The sequence below is a fragment of the Sphingomonas sp. BT-65 genome (assembly GCF_026107375.2).
Taxonomy (GTDB): Bacteria; Pseudomonadota; Alphaproteobacteria; order Sphingomonadales; family Sphingomonadaceae; genus Sphingomonas.
On the sequence record NZ_JAPCIA010000001.1, the window covers coordinates 699958 to 718574 of the forward strand.

Annotated in this window: 16 protein-coding genes; 6 read left to right on the forward strand and 10 right to left on the reverse strand. The window is 67.2% G+C overall.

The genetic code is table 11. From position 1 onward, the window contains the following. Positions 1 to 10 precede the first annotated feature (10 nt). Positions 11 to 3493 (reverse strand): DNA polymerase III subunit alpha, encoded by a 3483-nt coding sequence (gene dnaE, locus OK349_RS03450; RefSeq protein WP_265116428.1) that lies wholly within the window; start codon positions 3491 to 3493, stop codon positions 11 to 13. A 179-nt stretch (positions 3494 to 3672) separates the two neighbouring features. Between dnaE and OK349_RS03455 the strand changes: the two genes are divergently transcribed. Next, on the forward strand, positions 3673 to 5193 hold the full coding sequence (locus OK349_RS03455; protein WP_265116429.1) for a calcium-binding protein: 1521 nt from the start codon (positions 3673 to 3675) through the stop codon (positions 5191 to 5193). 43 nt (positions 5194 to 5236) lie between these two features. On the opposite strand, the gene OK349_RS03460 is transcribed toward OK349_RS03455, so the two are convergent. The 7 genes from OK349_RS03460 to OK349_RS03490 all read right to left on the reverse strand — a co-directional run bounded on the left by OK349_RS03460 (position 5237) and on the right by OK349_RS03490 (position 12498). Then, positions 5237 to 5716, reverse strand: coding sequence for a glutathione peroxidase (locus tag OK349_RS03460; protein ID WP_265116430.1), 480 nt, complete (start codon positions 5714 to 5716; stop codon positions 5237 to 5239). After that, complete coding sequence (locus tag OK349_RS03465) at positions 5716 to 6312, reverse strand: DUF937 domain-containing protein (RefSeq protein WP_265116431.1); 597 nt, start codon at positions 6310 to 6312, stop codon at positions 5716 to 5718. Before OK349_RS03465 ends, OK349_RS03460 begins: the two co-directional genes overlap by 1 nt. A gap of 99 nt (positions 6313 to 6411) precedes the next feature. After that, a complete protein-coding gene (locus OK349_RS03470; protein WP_265116432.1) occupies positions 6412 to 6945 on the reverse strand; it encodes a hypothetical protein in 534 nt (177 codons plus the stop codon). A 17-nt stretch (positions 6946 to 6962) separates the two neighbouring features. Beyond that, positions 6963 to 7571 carry a signal peptidase I gene (gene lepB, locus OK349_RS03475; RefSeq protein ID WP_265116433.1) on the reverse strand — a complete coding sequence of 203 codons (609 nt, stop codon included), beginning with the start codon at positions 7569 to 7571 and terminating at the stop codon, positions 6963 to 6965. Continuing rightward, positions 7568 to 8242, reverse strand: a complete 675-nt coding sequence (locus tag OK349_RS03480) for an ABC transporter ATP-binding protein (RefSeq protein ID WP_265116434.1) — start codon at positions 8240 to 8242, stop codon at positions 7568 to 7570. The genes lepB and OK349_RS03480 overlap by 4 nt, the downstream gene beginning before the upstream one ends. Then, entirely contained in the window at positions 8235 to 9485 is a 1251-nt protein-coding gene (locus tag OK349_RS03485; RefSeq protein ID WP_265116435.1) for a lipoprotein-releasing ABC transporter permease subunit, read from the reverse strand. The genes OK349_RS03480 and OK349_RS03485 overlap by 8 nt, the downstream gene beginning before the upstream one ends. Before the next feature lie 565 nt (positions 9486 to 10050). Continuing rightward, positions 10051 to 12498 carry a TonB-dependent receptor gene (locus OK349_RS03490; RefSeq protein ID WP_372340567.1) on the reverse strand — a complete coding sequence of 816 codons (2448 nt, stop codon included), beginning with the start codon at positions 12496 to 12498 and terminating at the stop codon, positions 10051 to 10053. 272 nt (positions 12499 to 12770) lie between these two features. Here OK349_RS03490 and OK349_RS03495 point away from each other — a divergent pair, with 272 nt between their 5' ends. Beyond that, positions 12771 to 13244 carry an Hsp20 family protein gene (locus OK349_RS03495; protein WP_265116437.1) on the forward strand — a complete coding sequence of 158 codons (474 nt, stop codon included), beginning with the start codon at positions 12771 to 12773 and terminating at the stop codon, positions 13242 to 13244. Between the two features lie 225 nt (positions 13245 to 13469). After that, complete coding sequence (locus tag OK349_RS03500; RefSeq protein WP_265116438.1) at positions 13470 to 14540, forward strand: winged helix-turn-helix domain-containing protein; 1071 nt, start codon at positions 13470 to 13472, stop codon at positions 14538 to 14540. 137 nt (positions 14541 to 14677) lie between these two features. Here the strand turns inward: OK349_RS03500 and OK349_RS03505 are convergent, their stop codons facing one another. After that, positions 14678 to 16315: a CTP synthase gene (locus tag OK349_RS03505; RefSeq protein ID WP_265116439.1), complete on the reverse strand. Its 1638-nt coding sequence runs from the start codon at positions 16313 to 16315 to the stop codon at positions 14678 to 14680. 83 nt (positions 16316 to 16398) lie between these two features. Beyond that, positions 16399 to 16767, reverse strand: a complete 369-nt coding sequence (secG, locus tag OK349_RS03510) for a preprotein translocase subunit SecG (protein WP_265118528.1) — start codon at positions 16765 to 16767, stop codon at positions 16399 to 16401. A gap of 199 nt (positions 16768 to 16966) precedes the next feature. Between secG and OK349_RS03515 the strand changes: the two genes are divergently transcribed. From OK349_RS03515 to argC, 3 genes are read left to right on the forward strand one after another with little or no spacing between them, the layout of a single operon-like run. Beyond that, the gene (locus tag OK349_RS03515; RefSeq protein ID WP_265116440.1) at positions 16967 to 17317 is read left to right on the forward strand and encodes a MarR family transcriptional regulator; all 351 of its coding nucleotides are present in this window, start codon (positions 16967 to 16969) and stop codon (positions 17315 to 17317) included. Continuing rightward, the gene (locus tag OK349_RS03520) at positions 17274 to 17627 is read left to right on the forward strand and encodes an SH3 domain-containing protein (RefSeq protein WP_306310655.1); all 354 of its coding nucleotides are present in this window, start codon (positions 17274 to 17276) and stop codon (positions 17625 to 17627) included. The genes OK349_RS03515 and OK349_RS03520 overlap by 44 nt, the downstream gene beginning before the upstream one ends. After that, positions 17624 to 18556: an N-acetyl-gamma-glutamyl-phosphate reductase gene (gene argC, locus OK349_RS03525; protein ID WP_265116441.1), complete on the forward strand. Its 933-nt coding sequence runs from the start codon at positions 17624 to 17626 to the stop codon at positions 18554 to 18556. The genes OK349_RS03520 and argC overlap by 4 nt, the downstream gene beginning before the upstream one ends. The last annotated feature ends 61 nt before the right edge of the window (positions 18557 to 18617 follow it).

Sequence of the window (18617 nt, forward strand, 5' to 3'; positions counted from 1 at the left end):
AAAAAACGGATCAACTCGCCAGCGCGAGCCTAGGCTGTTCGGTGGGCTTGAGCTCGGCGGTGACCACGCCGGGGAGCGCCTCGATCCGCGCCGCGAGCTCGCCGTCGAGGCGGAAATTGCGCCCGAGCACCAATTCCGCCTCGCCGCCGCCGGGCAGCGGGGCGTCGAGGATCACCTCGCAGCGTCCGCCACGCGCATCCTCGAGCAGGCGGGCGATCATCGGCAGCACGCTGGAATCGTTCACCGCCACGCGCAGGGTCAGGCGAACGTCCTTGGCCATTCCCTCGAACAGCTGGACCTTGCGGACGGTGACGCGCGCGCTGTCCTCACCCGCGCGGCGGTCGAGTTCGAGCGTCAGGATGCCGCAGCCGCCGGTACGCGAGGCGTCCTCCATGTCCTTGGCGGTGAGGTCGTCGAAGCAGGTACAGGGCACGGTACCGCTCGCGTCGGACAAGGTCGCCATCAGGTAGCGCTTGCCCCGCGCCGAGGTGCGCCAGCGCGCATCCTCGATCAGCGCGGCGATCGTCGCGCCGGCGCGGCCGCCCTCGGCGATTTCGATGTCGTTGAGGCTGACGATGGTGCGCGCCGAATGCAGCCGGGCGAGATGCTGGTAGCGGTCGAGCGGGTGGGCGGAGAAGAAGAAACCGAACGAATCCTTCTCCGCCTCGATCCGCTGGCCGAGCGTCCAGTGCGCGCTCTTGGGGAGCTGGATCGCGGCGCCGACCGGCTCGGCCTCGCCGAACAGGCCGCCCTGCCCGCTGGTGCGGTTCTCGTGCGTGCGCTGCGCCACCGCGAGGATCGTCTCGGCCGCGGCATGCACGCCGGGCCGGTCGGGCGCGATGCTGTCGAAGCCCCCCGCCCCGGCCAGTGCCTCGACCTGGCGCTTGTTGAGCAGCCGCGGATCGACGCGCCGCGCGAAATCGTCGAGGCTCTGGAAGCGGCCCTTGGCGTGGCGCTCCTCGACGAGCAGCTCCATCGCCTTCTCGCCCACGCCCTTGAGCCCGGCGAGCGCGTAGCGCACTGCGAACCCGTCCTCGACCGCCTCGACCGAGAACTCAGCCTCGCTGGCGTTGATGTCAGGGGGCAAGCACGGAACGCCGAGCCGCTTCATGTCCTCGACGAACACCGCGAGCTTCTCGGTCTGGCCGAGTTCGAAGCACATCGAGGCGGCGTAGAATTCGTGCGGGTAATGCGCCTTGAGCCAGGCGGTGTGGTAGGCGAGCAGCGCATAGGCCGCGGCGTGCGACTTGTTGAAGCCATAGCCCGCGAACTTGTCGATCAAGTCGAACAGCTCGTTCGCCTTGGCCTCGGGGATCGCGTTCACCTTGGCGCAGCCCTCGACGAACAGTGCGCGCTGCGCGTCCATTTCGGCCTTGATCTTCTTGCCCATCGCGCGGCGCAGCAGGTCGGCGCCGCCGAGCGAATAGCCGGCCAGGATCTGCGCGGCCTGCATCACCTGTTCCTGGTAGACGAAGATCCCGTAAGTCTCCTGCAGGATCCCCTCGAGCAGCGGGTGCGGGTATTCGATCGGCTCCTGCCCCTGCTTGCGCCGGCCGAACATCGGGATGTTGTCCATCGGGCCGGGGCGGTAGAGCGAGACGAGCGCGATGATGTCGCCGAAATTGGTGGGCCGCACTGCGGTCAGCGTGCGGCGCATGCCCTCCGATTCGAGCTGGAACACGCCGACCGTGTCGCCGCGCTGGAGCAATTCGTAGACCGCGGGATCGTCCCAGCCGAGCGTGGCGAGATCGATCTCGATGTTGCGCGCGGCGAGCAGCTCGACCGCCTTCTGCAGCACCGACAGCGTCTTGAGGCCGAGGAAGTCGAACTTCACCAGGCCCGCACCCTCGACATATTTCATGTCGAACTGCGTGACCGGCATGTCCGAGCGCGGATCGCGGTAGAGCGGGACCAGCTCGGCGAGCGGGCGGTCGCCGATCACCACGCCCGCGGCGTGAGTGGACGAGTGGCGCGGCAGACCCTCGAGCCGCATCGCGAGGTCGATCAGGTGGCGGACGCCCTCGTCACCGTCATACTCGGCCTTGAACTCGCTGACGCCGTTGAGCGAGCGCGGCAGCGTCCACGGATCGGTCGGGTGGTTGGGGACGAGCTTGGCGAGGCGGTCGACCTGGCCGTAGCTCATCTGCAGCACGCGCCCGGTGTCCTTGAGCACCGCGCGCGCCTTCATCGTTCCGAAGGTGATGATCTGCGCGACCTGGTTGCGGCCGTATTTCGCCTGGACGTAGCGGATCACCTCGCCGCGCCGGGTTTCGCAGAAGTCGATGTCGAAGTCGGGCATCGACACGCGTTCCGGGTTGAGGAAGCGTTCGAACAACAGGCCGAGCTCGAGCGGATCCAGATCGGTGATGGTGAGCGACCAGGCGACCACCGAGCCCGCGCCCGAGCCGCGGCCCGGGCCGACGGGAATGCCGTTGTTCTTGGCCCATTTGATGAAGTCCGCGACGATCAGGAAATAGCCGGGGAAGCCCATCTGGATGATGATGTCGGTCTCGAACGCGAGCCGCTCGAAATACTCGCGGCGCCGCTCGGGATCGGTGATCCCGGCCTTTTCCAGCCGCGCTTCGAGCCCCGCCCGCGCGTCCTCGCGCAGCTGTGCCGCCTCGCCCTCGAGATCGCCGGCGAGGCTCGGCAGGATCGGCTTGCGCTTGGGCGCGGCATAGGCGCAGCGCTGCGCGACGACGAGCGTGTTCGCGATCGCCTCGGGCAAGTCGTCGAACAGCCGCTTCATCTCCGCGGCGGGCTTCATCCACGCGTCGGGCGAGGAACGCGCGCGCTCGTCGCTCGCGACATAGGCCGAGCCGGCGATGCACAGCATCGCGTCATGCGCCTCGTGGAAATTGGGCTCGGCGTAGCAGGCGGGGTTGGTCGCGACGATCGGGATGCCGCGATCATAGGCGAGGTCGAGCAGTTTCGGCTCCGCCTTGCCCTCGACCTCGTCGAGCCGCCGGACGATCTCGATATAGAGCCGGTCGCCGAACAAAGCCTGCAGCCGGTCGGCATAGGCGAGCGCAGCGCTGTCCTGCTCCTCCGCGAACAGGCGGGCGAGCGCGCCTTCCTTGCCCGCGGTGAGCGCGATCACCCCGTCGGAGCGGCCCTCTAGATCGGAAAAGAGGACGTGCGCGTCCTTCTCGATCGGGCGTTCGAGATGCGCGCGCGACACCAGCTCGCACAGATTCTCGTAGCCGCGCTGGTCCTGCGCGAACAGCGCCAGCCAATCGAGCGGCGGCTCGACGCCGTCGGGCATGTCGGGCCGCGCCACGCTGAGCAGCGTGCCGACGATCGGCTGCACGCCCGCCTTCTTCGCCGCATCGCCGAACGGCATTGCCGCGTAAAGCCCGTTGCGGTCGCACAGCGCCGCCGCCGGAAAGCCAAGCTCGCGCGCCCGCGCCGCGATCGCCTTGGGCTCGATCGCGCCCTCCAGCATCGTGTAGGCGGAGAAGATGCGCAGGGGGACGAAGCCGGAATGGGGCATGACGCCAACCTAAGGACCGGAGGCAGAAATGGCCAGCCGGGGGCCCGGCTTACCCACAGCTTTCATCATGCCGTGGCATGGCTCGGGCGGCGCGACCATTAACGTCGGATTCGGTCTTTTCCGCTGTCGACTTGTTGGAAACAGATCGCTCTGATGCCGCCGCAGCAAGGAGGGTGGTCATGGCAGTCTACAACGGAACGAGCGGCAACGATTGGTACGGCGGCACCGCCGGATCCGATTCGATCTACGGCTTCGGCGGCGCCGACAACCTGCTCGGCGGGGACGGCGCCGACTATATCGATGGCGGCGACGGCAACGACAATGTCCTCGACTTCGACAGCATGGGCCCCGACCTTTATTCGGACACGCTCAGCGGCGGCGGCGGCAACGATTTCATCTACGGCGGATATCTGGACAATATCTATGGCGGCTCGGGGACCGATACCCTGATCATCCGCCTCGACTATGCCCCCAGCGGGATCGTGTTCGATTTCACCGCGCTGTGGACCGGGGCCACCTACACGCTCGCCGGCGCGACGATCCAGGGCATGGAGAAGCTGCAATATTGCGTCGGCAGCGCCTATAGCGACATCCTGACGACGGGCACGCCGGCGGGACAGATCGCCGAGATCCGCGGCCTCGGCGGCAGCGATCTGCTCACCGGCGGCGCCGGCACCGACTATCTCGCCGGTTATAGCGGGGTCGGTCCCTATGGAGTGGGCTACGACACCAGCTACGACGAACTTTATGGCTTGGGCGGAAATGACTTCCTGTCCTGCGGAATCGGCGACTATGTCGACGGCGGAAGCGGGACCGACCGGCTCAGCCTCGATCTGAATACGAGCAGCACCGGGGTCACGATCGATTTCACCACCCTGGTGACGAGCGGTAGTGACACGATCCTCGGCAGCACCTTCATCAGCCTTGAAGACATCGGCTACATAATGGGGTCGAGCGGCGACGACACCATCTACGCGTGGGCCGATCCGACCGCGACATTTCTCTATGGCCGCGACGGCAACGACACGCTGATCACCGGCAACGGCAACGACGTCCTCGATGGCGGCACCGGCGCGGATGCGCTCTACGGCGGCGGCGGCGACGACGAATATCGTGTCGATAATCTCGGCGACACCGTCGTCGAGAATGGCGGCCGGGACACGGTCGTCACGACAATCTCGCTCACCCTGGCGAACGATGTCGAGATCCTGAATCTCGACTATAGTGCCGGCGCGATCGACGGCACCGGCAACGGCCTCGCCAATATCATCAACGCCAACAGCTCGGCCAACGTCCTGAACGGCGCGGGCGGCGACGACTGGTTGAGCGGTCAGGACGGCGACGACGTACTGATCGGCGGTACCGGTCGGGACGAGTTGATCGGCGGCAGCGGCGCCGACCGGTATGTGTTCGACGATGGCGATATGGCCAGCACCAGCTGGGGCACCACCGATCGCATCTTCGGCTTCAACAGTGCGCAAGGCGACCGCATCGACTTGTCCCGAATCGATGCGATTGCGGGCGGGGCGGACGACGCCTTCAGCTTCATCGGCACCGCGGCGTTCAGCGGGGTGGCGGGCCAGCTGCGCTACGACACCGGCGGGGTGATCTATGGCGACCTCAACGGCGACGGCCTCGCCGATTTCGCGATCGGCTACAACACGGCGGTGACGCTGACGGGGACCGACTTCTTTCTGTGACGGATGCGGGAGCCGGTCGCGGCCGGCTCCCGTTTTCCGATCCTCAAAGCAGCTTCTCGATATCCCCCGTGATTTCCTCGGGCTTGGTCTGCGGGGCGTAGCGGTCGACCACCTTGCCGTCGCGGTCGATCAGGAACTTGGTGAAGTTCCACTTGATTCCCTCGGTCCCGAACAGGCCGGGCGCCTCGCGCTTGAGCCAGCGATAGAGCGGCGCCGCATCCGGCCCGTTGACGTCGATCTTGCCGAACACCGGGAAGGTGACGTCATAGGTCAGCGAACAGAAATTCGCGATCTCCGCCGCGTCGCCCGGCTCCTGCGCGCCGAACTGGTTGCAGGGAAAGCCCAGCACCTCGAACCCGCGACCGGCATAGCGGCGGTGCAGCGCCTCCAGCCCTTCATATTGCGGGGTGAAGCCGCATTTCGACGCGACGTTGACGATCAGCAGCACCTTGCCAGCATAGGCCGACAGGTCGATCTGCGTCCCTTCGGGCGTCGTGACCGGAATGTCGGTGATCGCCGTCATCAGCGCGCGAACTTGCCGGCCATGCCGATGATGTCGTCGAGCGGGTTGCCGTCGCCGTCGAGGTCGATGAGCTTGCCGAGGCCGCCGAGCCCGCCGCCCGCCGGTGCCGCGGCGCCGCCACCCCCGCCGAGGATGCTGCCGAGCAGCCCGCCAAGGCCGCCGAGCCCACCGCCCGCGCCTGCCTGGCCGCCTTGCCCGCCCTGCTTGGCGAGATAGCCCGCCACCAGCATCGCGAGGATCGGCAGCATCTTCTTGAGCAGTCCGGAATCGAGCCCGGTCTGCGCCGAGGCCTGGCCGGCGACGGTGCGGCTGACGTCCTTCGATCCGAAGATCTGCCCGAGCACGTCGTTGCCCTGATCGACCGGCGTCGGCTGCGCGCCCAGCACCGCGTCGAGCAGGCCGCCGCCGCCGAGCTGACCGAGCAGCCCGCCCAACCCCTCGAGGCCGCCGCTGGCCTGCGCCTGCTTCTTGAAGCCGCCGAGGATCGCGGGCAGCAGCGCGTCGGCGCCGGTCTTCGCCACTTCGGGCGACACGCCCAGATCCTTCGCCATCGATTCGATGCCGCCCGCCTGGGCGAGGATGTCGGTGAGATTCATGCGCTTTTCTCCTCAGGGTCGGGAATGGACGAGGATTGGCCGTGAACCACTATAGCACCCCAGCGCCGCGCCGCGAGCCATTCCCGCGCCGACGCCGCGTCATTCGGACCCGGCGCGCCCCTTCTTCGCGGGGCGATAGGTGAAGTCGAAGCTCGGCGTCCAGGTTGCGCCCTTGTCGCTCGAATTCTCGCCCAGCTGCCGCACCGACCCGTCCGGGTTGCGGCGATAGGTCATCCGCGTCAGCGCGCCGTTGGCGGCGAAGCCGGTGCCGGTCAGCACCATCGCCTTGCCGTCGAACGCGCCGCGGAACTCCGCCCAACTCGCCGATGAATCGGTCCAGAGCTGGCGCCATTCCTTCGCGCCCGCAACATAGGTATTGAGGCTGCCGCCGTCATTGCCATTGAGCGGCATCCAGTTCTCGCGGATCGCGCAGCCATTGTAGAGCTTCTCGATCCGGCTGTGCGCGACCAGCTTGTCGCCGCCGGTGGGATAGACGTCCCACTCGCCCACCCAGAAATCGAATTGCGCGAACTCGGGCGCGGTGCAAGCGGGTGGCGAGGCGGCCGGCGACGCGGTTTGCGCCGATGCGGGGATCGAGAGAAGCATCGTCCCCAGGACCATCATGCCACGCATCCTCGCCTCCTCTGGCTTCAGCCCTCCACATCCTCCGGCTGTATGGTGCCGTATACATCGTCGAACGCGACCATGCCCCCGCCCATACTCCCCGCCGTCGCCGGGAATCGGCTGTCCATCGAATTGTCGCGGTTGTCGCCGAGCAGGAAGAGCCTGCCCGGCGGCACCATCACCGCCGCCATCTCGTCGCCCGGCGTCGCGCCCTGATCCAGCACCTGGTGCGCCGCGATTTCGCCGGGCAATTGCTCGGAACGGATCGCGGCCGCCTCTCCCTCGATCTCAATCCTTCCGGCATCGGTCTGGGGCACCGGCTTCCCGTTGAGGAGGACAAGCCCGCCACGCATCTCGACCCGGTCGCCGGGCAAGCCGACCACGCGCTTGATCCACATCGTGTCGCCGACCGCAAAGGCGATCACGTCACCGCGTTGCAGTTTCGAAGCCGGCCTGGGCCACGCGGTCAGCCGCTGACCCTCCCGGATGGTCGGCGCCATATTCTCTGATGCCGCGCGCAAGAACTTCCATGGCGGCCAGCCCGCATCACCTCGGGCGATCGTGACCGCGCCATAGGACGCCACGCCCAGCACCGCGGCGCCCGCGAGCCCGGCGGGAACGGCCCACCATTTCATTCCAGCACGCCCTCGTGCAGCCGCACCACGCGGTCCATCTTCGCCGCCAGCCGCTCGTTATGCGTGGCGATCAGCGCCGCCGCGCCCTCGCCGCGCACCAGCCGGAGGAATTCGGCGAGCACCACGTCGGCGGTCTTCTCGTCGAGATTGCCGGTCGGCTCGTCGGCGAGCACCAGCTTCGGCCGGTTGGCGAGCGCCCGCGCCACCGCGACGCGCTGCTGCTCGCCGCCCGAGAGCTGGCTCGGCCGGTGCGTCAGCCGCGCGCCGAGGCCGAGCGCGGTGAGCAGCGCTTCGCTCCGTTCGCGCGCATCGGTGAAGGTCGCGTCCTGGATCAGCTGCGGCAACTCGACATTCTCGAGCGCGTTGAAGTCGGGCAGCAAATGGTGGAACTGATAGACGAAGCCCAATTTGTCGCGCCGCGTGACGGTGCGCTGGTGACTTTCGAGCTTGGCCACCTCGATCCCGGCGATGCGGATCGATCCCTCGAACCCGCCCTCGAGCAGGCCGACGGCCTGGAGCAAGGTCGACTTGCCCGAGCCCGAGGGGCCGAGCAGCGCGACGATCTCGCCCTGCCCCACCGTCAGGTCGACGCCGCGCAGCACATGGATCACCGCCTCGCCCTGCTTGAAGGCGCGCTTGAGGCCGATCGTCTCTAGGACTGGCTCACTCATAGCGCAGCACCTGAACCGGATCGGTGCTCGCCGCCTTGAAGGCAGGGTAGAGCGTGGCGAGGAAGCTGAACACCAGCGCCATCAGCGCGATCCCCGCCACCTCGACCGGATCGGTCTTGGCGGGCAGCTCGGTGAGGTAGCGCATCGACGGGTCCCAGATTTGCTGCCCGGTGACGAAGCCGAGGAAACCCAGCACGCCCTGGCGGAAATAGAGCAGGATGAACCCCAGGATCAGCCCGGCGAGGATGCCGAGCGAGCCGATCACGGTGCCGACGGTCACGAAGATCTTGATGAGCCCGCTGCGCGTCGCGCCCATCGTGCGCAGGATCGCGATGTCGCGCGTCTTGGCACGCACCAGCATGATCAGCGAGGACAGGATGTTGAACACCGCGACCAGGATCAGGATCGAGAGTACGGTGAAGGTGACGAGCCGGTCTACCGCCAGCGCCTCGAACAGGGTCGCGTTGAGCGTGCGCCAGTCGGTGAGCTGGCCTGAGCCCGCCACCTGCTGCGCGAGCGGGCGAAGGATGTCGCCGACCTTGTCAGGATTGTTCGTGTCGATCTCGACCATCCCCACCGTGTCGCCCATCAGCAGCAGCGTCTGCGCGTCCTGCATCGGCATCACGACGAAGGCCTTGTCGTAATCATAGACGCCGACCTCGAAGATCGCGGCGACGCGGTAGGAGACGATGCGCGGCACCGTGCCGAACGGGCTGGTCAGCCCCTGCGGGCTGAGCAGCGAGACGCTGCTGCCGGGCGAGGCGCCGAGCGACTGCGCCAGCCGCGATCCGATCGCGATGCACTCGCAGCCCGGCGTGAGCCGCTTCAGGTCGCCGATCAGGACATTCTTGTTGAGCGTCGGATTGGCGCGGATGTCGGCGACGTTCATGCCGCGCACCAGCACGCCCTCGACCCGGCCCTGGAAGCTCGCCATCAGCGGCTGCTCGATCAGCGGAGTGGCGCTGGTGACGCCGGGGGTCTTGCGCGCCTGTTCGACGATCTCGCGCCAGTCGCGTAGCTGCCCGCCATAGCCCTGCACCACGGCGTGGCCGTTGAGCCCGGTGATCTTGTCGAACAGCTCGGCGCGGAAGCCGTTCATCACGCTCATCACGATCACCAGCGCGGCGACGCCGAGCATCACCGCGATCAGGCTGATCGACGCGACCAGGAAGATGAACGCCTCCCCCCGCCCGGGCAGAAGGTAGCGGCGGGCGATCATCCGCTCATATCGGGAAAGCAACATATGGAGGGGTTGTTAGGGCCGCGCGAGGGTGGGCGCAATCCGCCCTGTTGCCAAATAAACACAGGATGAACGCAAAGCGTTGCGGGTGACGTCATAGCCCCGTGACAAGCGGCCGAGGCCATCCTAGCACGTCCCTACGAAGCGCAGGCAATGGCCGTGGTTCGGGGAGGCTCCTTCGCCCCGTCTTTCTCGAAAGGCGCGTGGGCAGAGGTGGCCACAAGGGGGCTGACGAGGCATCGTCACGCAGGCGCCCGGGCTGGAAACGGCCCGGGCGTTTCCGCGTTTGTAGCCCATCGCTAGACGAGATCGTGAAACCTGTTGGCTCTGGATTTGGGCCAGACGGAACCGAAAAGTGTGATTTGCGAGCACCGGAGCGCAGCGTACTTCAGTACGTGAGCACCGGAGCACAGCAAATCGCGCTTTGCAGGCCCGTATGGCCCAAATCCAGAGCCAACAGGTCGGGGAGGAGCCGCAGGAGCCTGGTTGCGGCCCCTCCCCTGGCATCTGTCGTCCGCGCTGGCCTGTTGCTGTTCAATCGCGGCGGCAGATACGTCTCTTGTCGGGGCTAGAAGCTCAGCCCCACGGTCACGCCATAAGTGCGCGGGTCGCCGACATTGCCGGAGATCAGGCCGGTGTTGCCCGGGGTGGTCGCCAGCACGTCGAAATATTGCTCGTCGAACGCGTTGCGCACCCAGCCGAAGATGTTCAACCCCTCGTCGGTGCGGAAGCCGAGGCGGAAGTTGGCCAGCGTGTAGCCGTCGATATCGGTGTAGATCGAGCGCGAGGCGTTGGACGAGAATTTGGACCGCGAGTTCGCGTCCACGCCCAGATAGACCTCGCCATCCTTGCCGAAGATCTTCGCGGGCACGTTGTATTCCGCGCCGTAGGAGAAGGCCCAGTTGGAGATGCCGGGCAGCCACTGGCCGGAGATGTCGCACACAACCGGGCTCGGCGCCCCCGGCACGCCCGGCGCGCCGACCGGATTCGCCGCGGTTGGAGCCGGGCCGCCCGACAGTTCGGGCGGGCACGGCGCGTTGGTGAACTCGACATATTCATGGTCGGTATAGGCGCCGTTGACATAGAGGTTGAGCCGCTCGCTCGGGCGGATCGAGAAGTCCGCCTCGATCCCGCGCACGCGCACCTCGCCGGCATTGGCGAGATAGCCGCGCAGCGTGGTGTTCTGCCCGTCGTTCACCAGCGCCTGGTAATCCTTGATGATCGTCCAGAAGCCGGTGATGTTGAAGGTCGCCTTGCGGTCCCAGAACTGGGTCTTGGCGCCGATCTCGAAGTGATCGACCTTCTCGGGATCGACCTGGGCGAGCTGAGTCTGCGCGACGCCCGCCACCACCGGCACGCCGTTCAAGTTGAGGCCGCCCGATTTGAAGGTGTGGGCATAGGTCGCATAGAGCAGCACGTCACGCGACGGCTTGTACGACGCGGTAAGGTCGTAGGAGACGTTCCACGCGCGATAGGCCTCGTCCTCGAACGCCTGCGGCTGGAGCGCGGTGCGCTGCTCCACCTGGCGCGGGGTGCCGCCGGTCGCCGGGACCAGGTTGCCCTGCCCGTCGCGCACGATCGAGATATAGCTGCCGACCTTGTCGTCATAATTGACGCGGATGCCCGGCGAGAGCGTGATCTCGTCGGTCACGTTCCAGTTGAGCTTGCCGAACAGCGCGCCGCTGAAGTTCTTGAGGCGGATGTCGTTCTCGGCGGTCAGCCCGTCGAGCACGGTCGGGTCGTTCGACAATGCATTGCTCGGGTTGATCAGCCAGCGGCTTGCCGCCGGGCCCTGCCGCTGCGTGCCGGTGGTGTGGATGTCCTGGTAGAAGGCGAAGGCGCCGATCACATAGTCGAACCCTTTGCCCTCGCCGGCAAAACGGAATTCCTGGGTGAACTGGTCCTGCCGCGTCGGGTTCTGCGACAGCGTGGTGATCGGGAGACCCGTGAAGTCGCGGTCGTTCGCCGGCAGCCAGTCCCAGAAGCGCCACGCCGTCACCGAGGTCAGCGTGCCCGGCCCGACATCCCACTCGGCGCGCAGCGAGACGCCGCCCAGCGTGTTCCGGGCGTTGAGATCGGCGTCGAGGTCGGTCAGCCGGTCGAACGGATTGGTGCTCGGCGGGGCATAGCCGAACGCCGCAGTCAGCGCCGGATATTGCCGGTTCGCGGCGCGCTGGGTCGGCCCGTATTTCACATAGATCTGGGCGCAGCATTCGGGATTCTGGCGACTATAGTCGGCGCTCAGCGTCAGGTTGAGATTGTCGGTCGCACGCCACAGCAGCGCGCCGCGCAGGCCGATATTGTCCTGCTCGTTGACATAGTTGCCGGTGGCGACGTTGAACACGGTGCCGCGCCGGCTGGTCGCCGCGACGCCGAGGCGCACCGCGACGTCCTTGCCCAGCGGGCCGGAGATCGAGGCCTTGGCCTGCTTGAACTCGAGATTGCCGACCGACAGCTCGGCGCGCCCCTCGAAGTTGAAGCTCGGCGCCTTGCTGGTGATGTTGATCGCGCCGGCGACGGTGTTCTTGCCGTAGAGCGTACCCTGCGGCCCGCGCAGCGTCTCGATCTGCGCGACGTCGAGGAAGTCGAGCGTCGCGACCGCCACGCGGCTCAGATACACCTGGTCGATATAGACGCCGACCCCTTGGTCGATGCCGTCGTTGGTGAGGCCGAGCGGCGCGCCGAGGCCGCGGATGTTGACCGACGAGTTGCGCGGGTTGGTCGAGTAGAATTGCAGCGTCGGCTGAAGCTGCGCGAGGCGCGCGACGTTGAAGCTGCCGGTGTTGTCGAGCTCCTTCACGCCGACCACGCTGATCGGGATCGGCACGTCCTGCACCTGCTCCTCGCGGCGGCGCGCGGTGACGACGATGTCGGCCGACGCCGAGCTTCGCTGCACGTCCTCGGGATCGCGCTGAGTCTCGCCCGGCACCGTCGGGCGCTGGGCTTCCTGCACGGTTACGTCCGGCGGCGTCTCCTGCGCGAGCGCGGCGGGCGATGCGCCGGCGAGCAGCAGCATTGAAAGTGTGTTCAGGCTCACTTTGATGGCTCCCCTTGTGGTGTCCCAGGCAAACTCCACTAAGTTGATAGGTTTTAGCTACAAAGCGATTCTATTCCTATCTGATTGATGGGCTTTACATCGCGATCCAGGCACAGTTCGTCGCGCCCTTGAAACCGCCGGACGGCACCCCAGATCAGCGCAGCACGGCGCCTTCGGGGTCGCGCGAACCGGCATCGCAGCCAAGCTGGATGCCACAAGACGTTGAAATTGCTCATTGGAGGATTCAGACCATGCGTCAGATTGATCTCACCCCGTTCCGCCGCTCGACGATCGGCTTCGACCGGCTCTTCGACATGCTCGAAGCGACCGCGCGCCAGTCCAGCAGCGAGAATTATCCCCCCTTCAACCTCGAGCGGATCTCCGACGACCGCTACCGGATCACGATCGCCGTGGCCGGCTTCAAGCCCGACGAGATCGACATCACCGCGCAGCAGAACCTGCTGCTGGTCACCGGGAAGAAGGCCGAGTCGCAGGACAACAACGCCGCGCAGATGCTGCATCTCGGCATCGCCAATCGCGGGTTCGAGCGCCGTTTCGAGCTGGCCGATTTCGTCCGTGTCGAGAGCGCCAACCTCAACGACGGTCTGCTCGTGATCGCGCTGGTGCGTGAGGTGCCCGAGGCGATGAAGCCCAAGAAGATCGCCATCGGCGCCGGCGACGAGACCGGCGGCGACGGCGCAATCGAGCACCGCTCGGTCGCCTGAGCGACACACCAAAGGCGGCGCGACCTACCCCCTTGCGCGCCGCCCCTGGGGGCGTCCGGACGACAGTCCGGGCGCCCTTTTGCTTGCTCGAGGAGCAATGGGATAACAATTCCTCCCTCGGAGGGGAGGAATTGCATGCCTCTCATCTGCTTGTCACCCGGCTGTGGCTGATGCATCCCTCACCTGCCGGACCAGCGGCAGGACGAGGCAAGGGTTTCCAGAAGAATGTCCTCGGCAAGCTATCGCTTCGAAGGCTTCCACCTCGATCCCGGCAACCGCCGCCTGACGCGTCACGGCGAAGCGATCGAGCTCAACGCGCGCTATCTCGACGCCCTGACCCTGCTCGTCCGCGAGCCGGGCCAGCTCGTGTCCAAGGACAGCTTCATGAGCGAGGTGTGGCGCGGCGTGCCCGTCACCGACGAGGCGCTGACGCAGTGCATCCGCACGCTGCGCCGCCAGCTCGGCGACGATGCTGCCAGCCCGCGCTTCATCGAGACGGTGCCCAAGCACGGCTATCGCTTCATCGCCGCGGTCGAGGGAGATGCAGTGCCCTTGCCTCCCGCATCGCCCACTATTTCCGCCCCCTCCACCCGCCGCGACGACGCGGCGCTCACCGCCGGGTTCGGCATCGTCGGGGGTAGCATCGCCGGGGTGATCGGCGGGCTGGTCTACGGCTTTGCCGGGGCGTCGCAGCCCTTGCAGGCGAGCATGGGGGCGGCGTCGGTGATGCTCGTGCTGCTCAGCGTCACCATCCTGATCGGCACGATCGGCGCGGCAGCGGTGAGCATCGGCATCGCGGCGGCCAATGCGCTGTCGGCCAAGCCGTGGCGGTGGAGCGTGGTCGGCGGCGCAGCGGGCGGCTTGGTCATCGGCGCGATCGGCAAGCTGGTCGGGCTCGACGCCTTCACCTTGCTGCTGGGCCAGTCGCCCGGCGACATCACCGGCGCGGCGGAGGGAATGCTGCTCGGCGGCGGAGTCGGCCTCGGCGCCTGGCTCGCGCATCGCGTGCCCGCGCCCTCGCCGCGCCGCGGCCTGGCGCTCGGCGCGCTGGCGGGCGGCGCGGCCGGGCTGGCGGCGTCATTGCTCGGCGGACGGCTGCTCGCGGGAAGCCTGGCGTTGCTCGCCATGCACTTCCCCAATTCGCGCCTGCGCCTCGATCAGATCGGCGCGCTGTTCGGCGAAGGCAGCTTCGGGCCGGTCAGCCATGCCGTCACCGCCACCTTCGAGGGCGCGCTGTTCGGCGCCTGCATCGTCGGGGCGATGATCCTCGCCCGGCGCGAGCGCGGGAACAGCTAGCCCACCTTTCTGCCGTCATGCTGAACTTGTTTCAGCATCCATCTCTCCAGAGGCGACGGAGCCGATTGGGGCACAATGGACCCTGAAACAAGTTCAGGGTGACGTAATGAAGGGAATAATGAAGAGAAGGCGGCGTCTCAGACCAGCCGCGACTGCCGCACTGCCGCCTCGATGAAGCTCGCGAACAACGGGTGCGGATCGAACGGCTTGGATTTCAGCTCCGGGTGGAACTGCACACCGACGAACCAGGGATGGTCGGGCCGCTCGACGATCTCGGGCAGCATGCCGTCGGGCGACATGCCCGAGAACACCAGCCCGCCCTGCTCGAGCGCATCGCGATAGCCGGTGTTTACCTCATAGCGGTGGCGGTGGCGCTCACTGATCTCGTCTTCGCCATAGATCGACGCGACCACCGAATTGCCGGTGAGCTTCGCGGGATAGGCGCCGAGCCGCATCGTGCCGCCCAGGTCGCCGCCCTCCTCGCGCTTCTCGATCCCCGCGGCGCTCATCCATTCGGTGATGATGCCGACTACCGGCTCCGGCGTCGGGCCGAACTCGGTCGAGGAGGCGTTGGCCACGCCCGCCAGGTTCCGCGCACCCTCGACGCACGCCATCTGCATGCCGAAGCAGATGCCGAAATAGGGCACTTTCCGCTCGCGCGCAAAGCGGACGCTGGCGATCTTGCCCTCGGCGCCGCGCGATCCGAATGCGCCAGGCACCAGGATCGCGTGGCACGGCTCCAGGCTCGCGGCGACCTCGGCATCGTCGCCGGTCTCGAACAGCTCGGCGTCGATCCAGCGGATGTTGACCTTCACCCTGTTGGCGATGCCGCCATGGACCAGCGCCTCGTTGAGCGACTTGTAGGCGTCCGGCAGGCCGACATATTTGCCGACCACGCCGACCGTCACCTCGCCCTCGGGGTTGAACAGCCGGTCGGTGATCTCGGTCCAGCGCGACAGGTTAGGCTCGGCACCCGGTTCGATGCCGAAGGCACGCAGCACTTCGCCGTCCAGCCCCTCGGCATGATATTGCAGCGGCACCGCGTAGATGCTCGGCGCGTCGAGCGCGGGAATGACGGCGCTGGCCGGCACGTTGCAGAATTGCGCGATCTTGGCGCGCTCGCCCGCGGGCAGCGGCTTCTCGCAGCGGCACACCAGCACGTCGGGCTGAACGCCCAATGAGGCGAGCTCGCGCACGCTGTGCTGGGTCGGCTTGGTCTTGAGCTCGCCCGCGGCGGCGATGTACGGCACCAGCGTCACATGGATGCTGATCGAGCGGCCGCGGCCGAGCTCGTTCTTGAGCTGGCGGATCGCCTCGATGAACGGCAGCGATTCGATGTCGCCGACGGTGCCGCCGATCTCGCACAGCACGAAATCGAGATCCTCGGTCTCGGTCTGGGCGAAGTCCTTGATCGCGTCGGTGACGTGCGGGATCACCTGCACCGTCGCGCCGAGATAGTCGCCGCGCCGCTCGCGCTCGATGATCGTCTTGTAGATCCGGCCCGAGGTGACGTTGTCCGACTGCCGCGAGGCGACGCCGGTAAAGCGCTCGTAATGGCCGAGGTCGAGGTCGGTTTCGGCTCCGTCGTCGGTCACATAGACCTCGCCGTGCTGATACGGGCTCATCGTGCCCGGATCGACGTTGAGATAGGGGTCGAACTTCCGGATGCGGACCTTGTACCCGCGCGCCTGGAGGAGCGCCGCGAGGCTCGCCGCCATCAGGCCTTTTCCAAGCGAGGAGACCACGCCGCCGGTGATGAAAATATACCGCGTCATGGGAGTCACCGCTTAGCCTCTATGCACGAGTTGGGGCAAGCGCCCGAATCCGGACGCTGCCGAAAAAGTTGTTCGAAAGCCGCTTAGTTCGCGAGCGGAACAGCGCCGTTGTCGGCCGGGGCGGCCGGTACGGCGGTCGGCTGCGTCGCGGGAGCGGGGCCGCCGGTGACCGGGCCGGGTGCGGTCTGCGCGGGCTGGGTCACCCGGCTGGTGTCGATCGTGTCGGCGCCGCGAGTCGCCGCCAGCACCGCGAGCACGATGCTCATCACCACGAACAACGTCGCGAGGACCGCGGTCGCGCGCGTCAGGAAGTTCGCCGCGCCGCGCGCCGACATCAGGCCCGACGGGCTGCCGCCCGTGGTCAGGCCGCCGCCCTCGGACTTCTGCATCAGGATCACCGTCACCAGCAGCGCGGCGATGATGGCATGGACGACGAGGAGGAAGGTGAACAGCATGTCGATCTTTCGCGGGAAAGCGGCGACATAGTGGAGGTAACCGGCGCGATCAACCGTCCAGAGCTCCGGAAAACGTCACAGAAGCGGAACATTTCGGCGCAGCACTGAAACCCCTTGGCTAGCGGGGCGTTAATGCCCCGGAAAGCCCGGCTCCTTGCGGGCCTGTAACTAACATGAGTGCAGCGCGATGAACGCCATGAGCGACCAGTCGCTATACAGCTGGAAGAACACGCTGATCGACTATGTCCGGTCGGGCGAGCCGGATCTCACCAACCGACAGATGGCGCTGATGCTGCTCGTCTACCTCGATCCCGGCCCGCATACGGTGCGCGGATTGGCCAAGGCGCTCAACGTCTCCAAGCCCGTGGTCACGCGCGCCTTGAACAGGTTGGGCGCCCTCGGCTATCTGCGCCGCCAGCGCGACGAGACCGACAAGCGGAACATCTTCGTCGCACGTACACCGGAAGGGGCGGACTTTCTTGCAGAATTCGGGCATTTCGTCAGTGGCGACAACGGGGCAGGACAAGCAGTCAGGCGCAGCGCGTAACCGATTCGCGCTGACCGGCCGTTCGGTCCTGATCGACCCGCGCACCGACGCTGCCCGCCGCGATCTCGCGGATGTCCGCCTCGCCGATCGCGTCTTCGCGCCGCATTATGCCGCACCGGTCGCCTATGTCGTCGCCGCGTCTGTCGCGCTGCGTGCCGCCAAGGAAGCCGATGCGGAGGCACTGGCACAACTCGCCGCCGGCGACGTCTTCGAGGTGCTCGAGCTGTCCGCCGGCACCGCCTGGGGCCGCGCGCCAGGCGTCGGGCTGGTCGGCTATGTCGACGCCGCCAAGCTGAGGGCCGCCGCATGAAGGTCAGCGTGTTCATCGACGGTGCCGCCGGCACCACCGGGCTCGAGATCCGCGAGCGGCTCGCCACGCGCGCCGAGATCGAGCTGATCGCGCTCGACGACGCCGACCGCAAGGACCCGGCGAAACGCTCCGAAGCGCTCAACACCGCCGACTTCGTCATCCTCTGCCTGCCCGACGACGCCGCACGCGAGGCGGTCGAGCTCGTTACCAACGAGCGCACGCGGATCATCGACGCCTCGACCGCGCATCGCGTCGCCGAGGGCTGGACCTATGGCTTCGCCGAGCTCGAACCCTCTCAGGGGGCCGCGATCGCGGAGGCGCGCTATGTCAGCAACCCCGGCTGCTGGCCGACCGGCTTCCTCGCGCTGGTGCGGCCGCTGGTCCGCGCCGGCCTGATCCCGCCCGACTGGGTGCTCACCACCGGCGGCGCCTCGGGCTATTCGGGCGGCGGCAAGTCGATGATCGCCGAGTTCGAGGATGGCGGCGAGACCAGCGGCTTCCGCGCCTATGGCCTCAATCTCGAGCACAAGCACCTGCCCGAGATGCAGAAGCATGCGCGCATCGATCACGCCCCGATCTTCCAGCCCGCGGTCGCGCGCGTCTATCGCGGCATGCTGATCGAAGTGCCGCTGCCGCTCCAGGCGCTGCCGCGCAAGCCCTCGCCCGCCCAGATCGAGGCGGCGCTGACCGACGCCTATGCCGATTCGCCGATCGTGCGCGTGCTGCCCGCCGACGACGTCTCGCTGGTGCGGATCGAGGACGATGCCGGGACCGATCGGTTGACGATCCGCGTGTTCGGCAACGCCGAGCGCGGCCAGGCGCGGCTCGTCGCGACGTTCGACAATCTCGGCAAGGGTGCGGGCGGCGGCGCGGTGCAGAACCTCAACATCATGGCGGGGTTCGACCAGACCGCGGGGCTGGTGCTTTAGCGGAGAATAGCTATGCGCGCTTCGCACAGCGCGCATCCGCTGCTAGGGGGAGCCCGCAAGA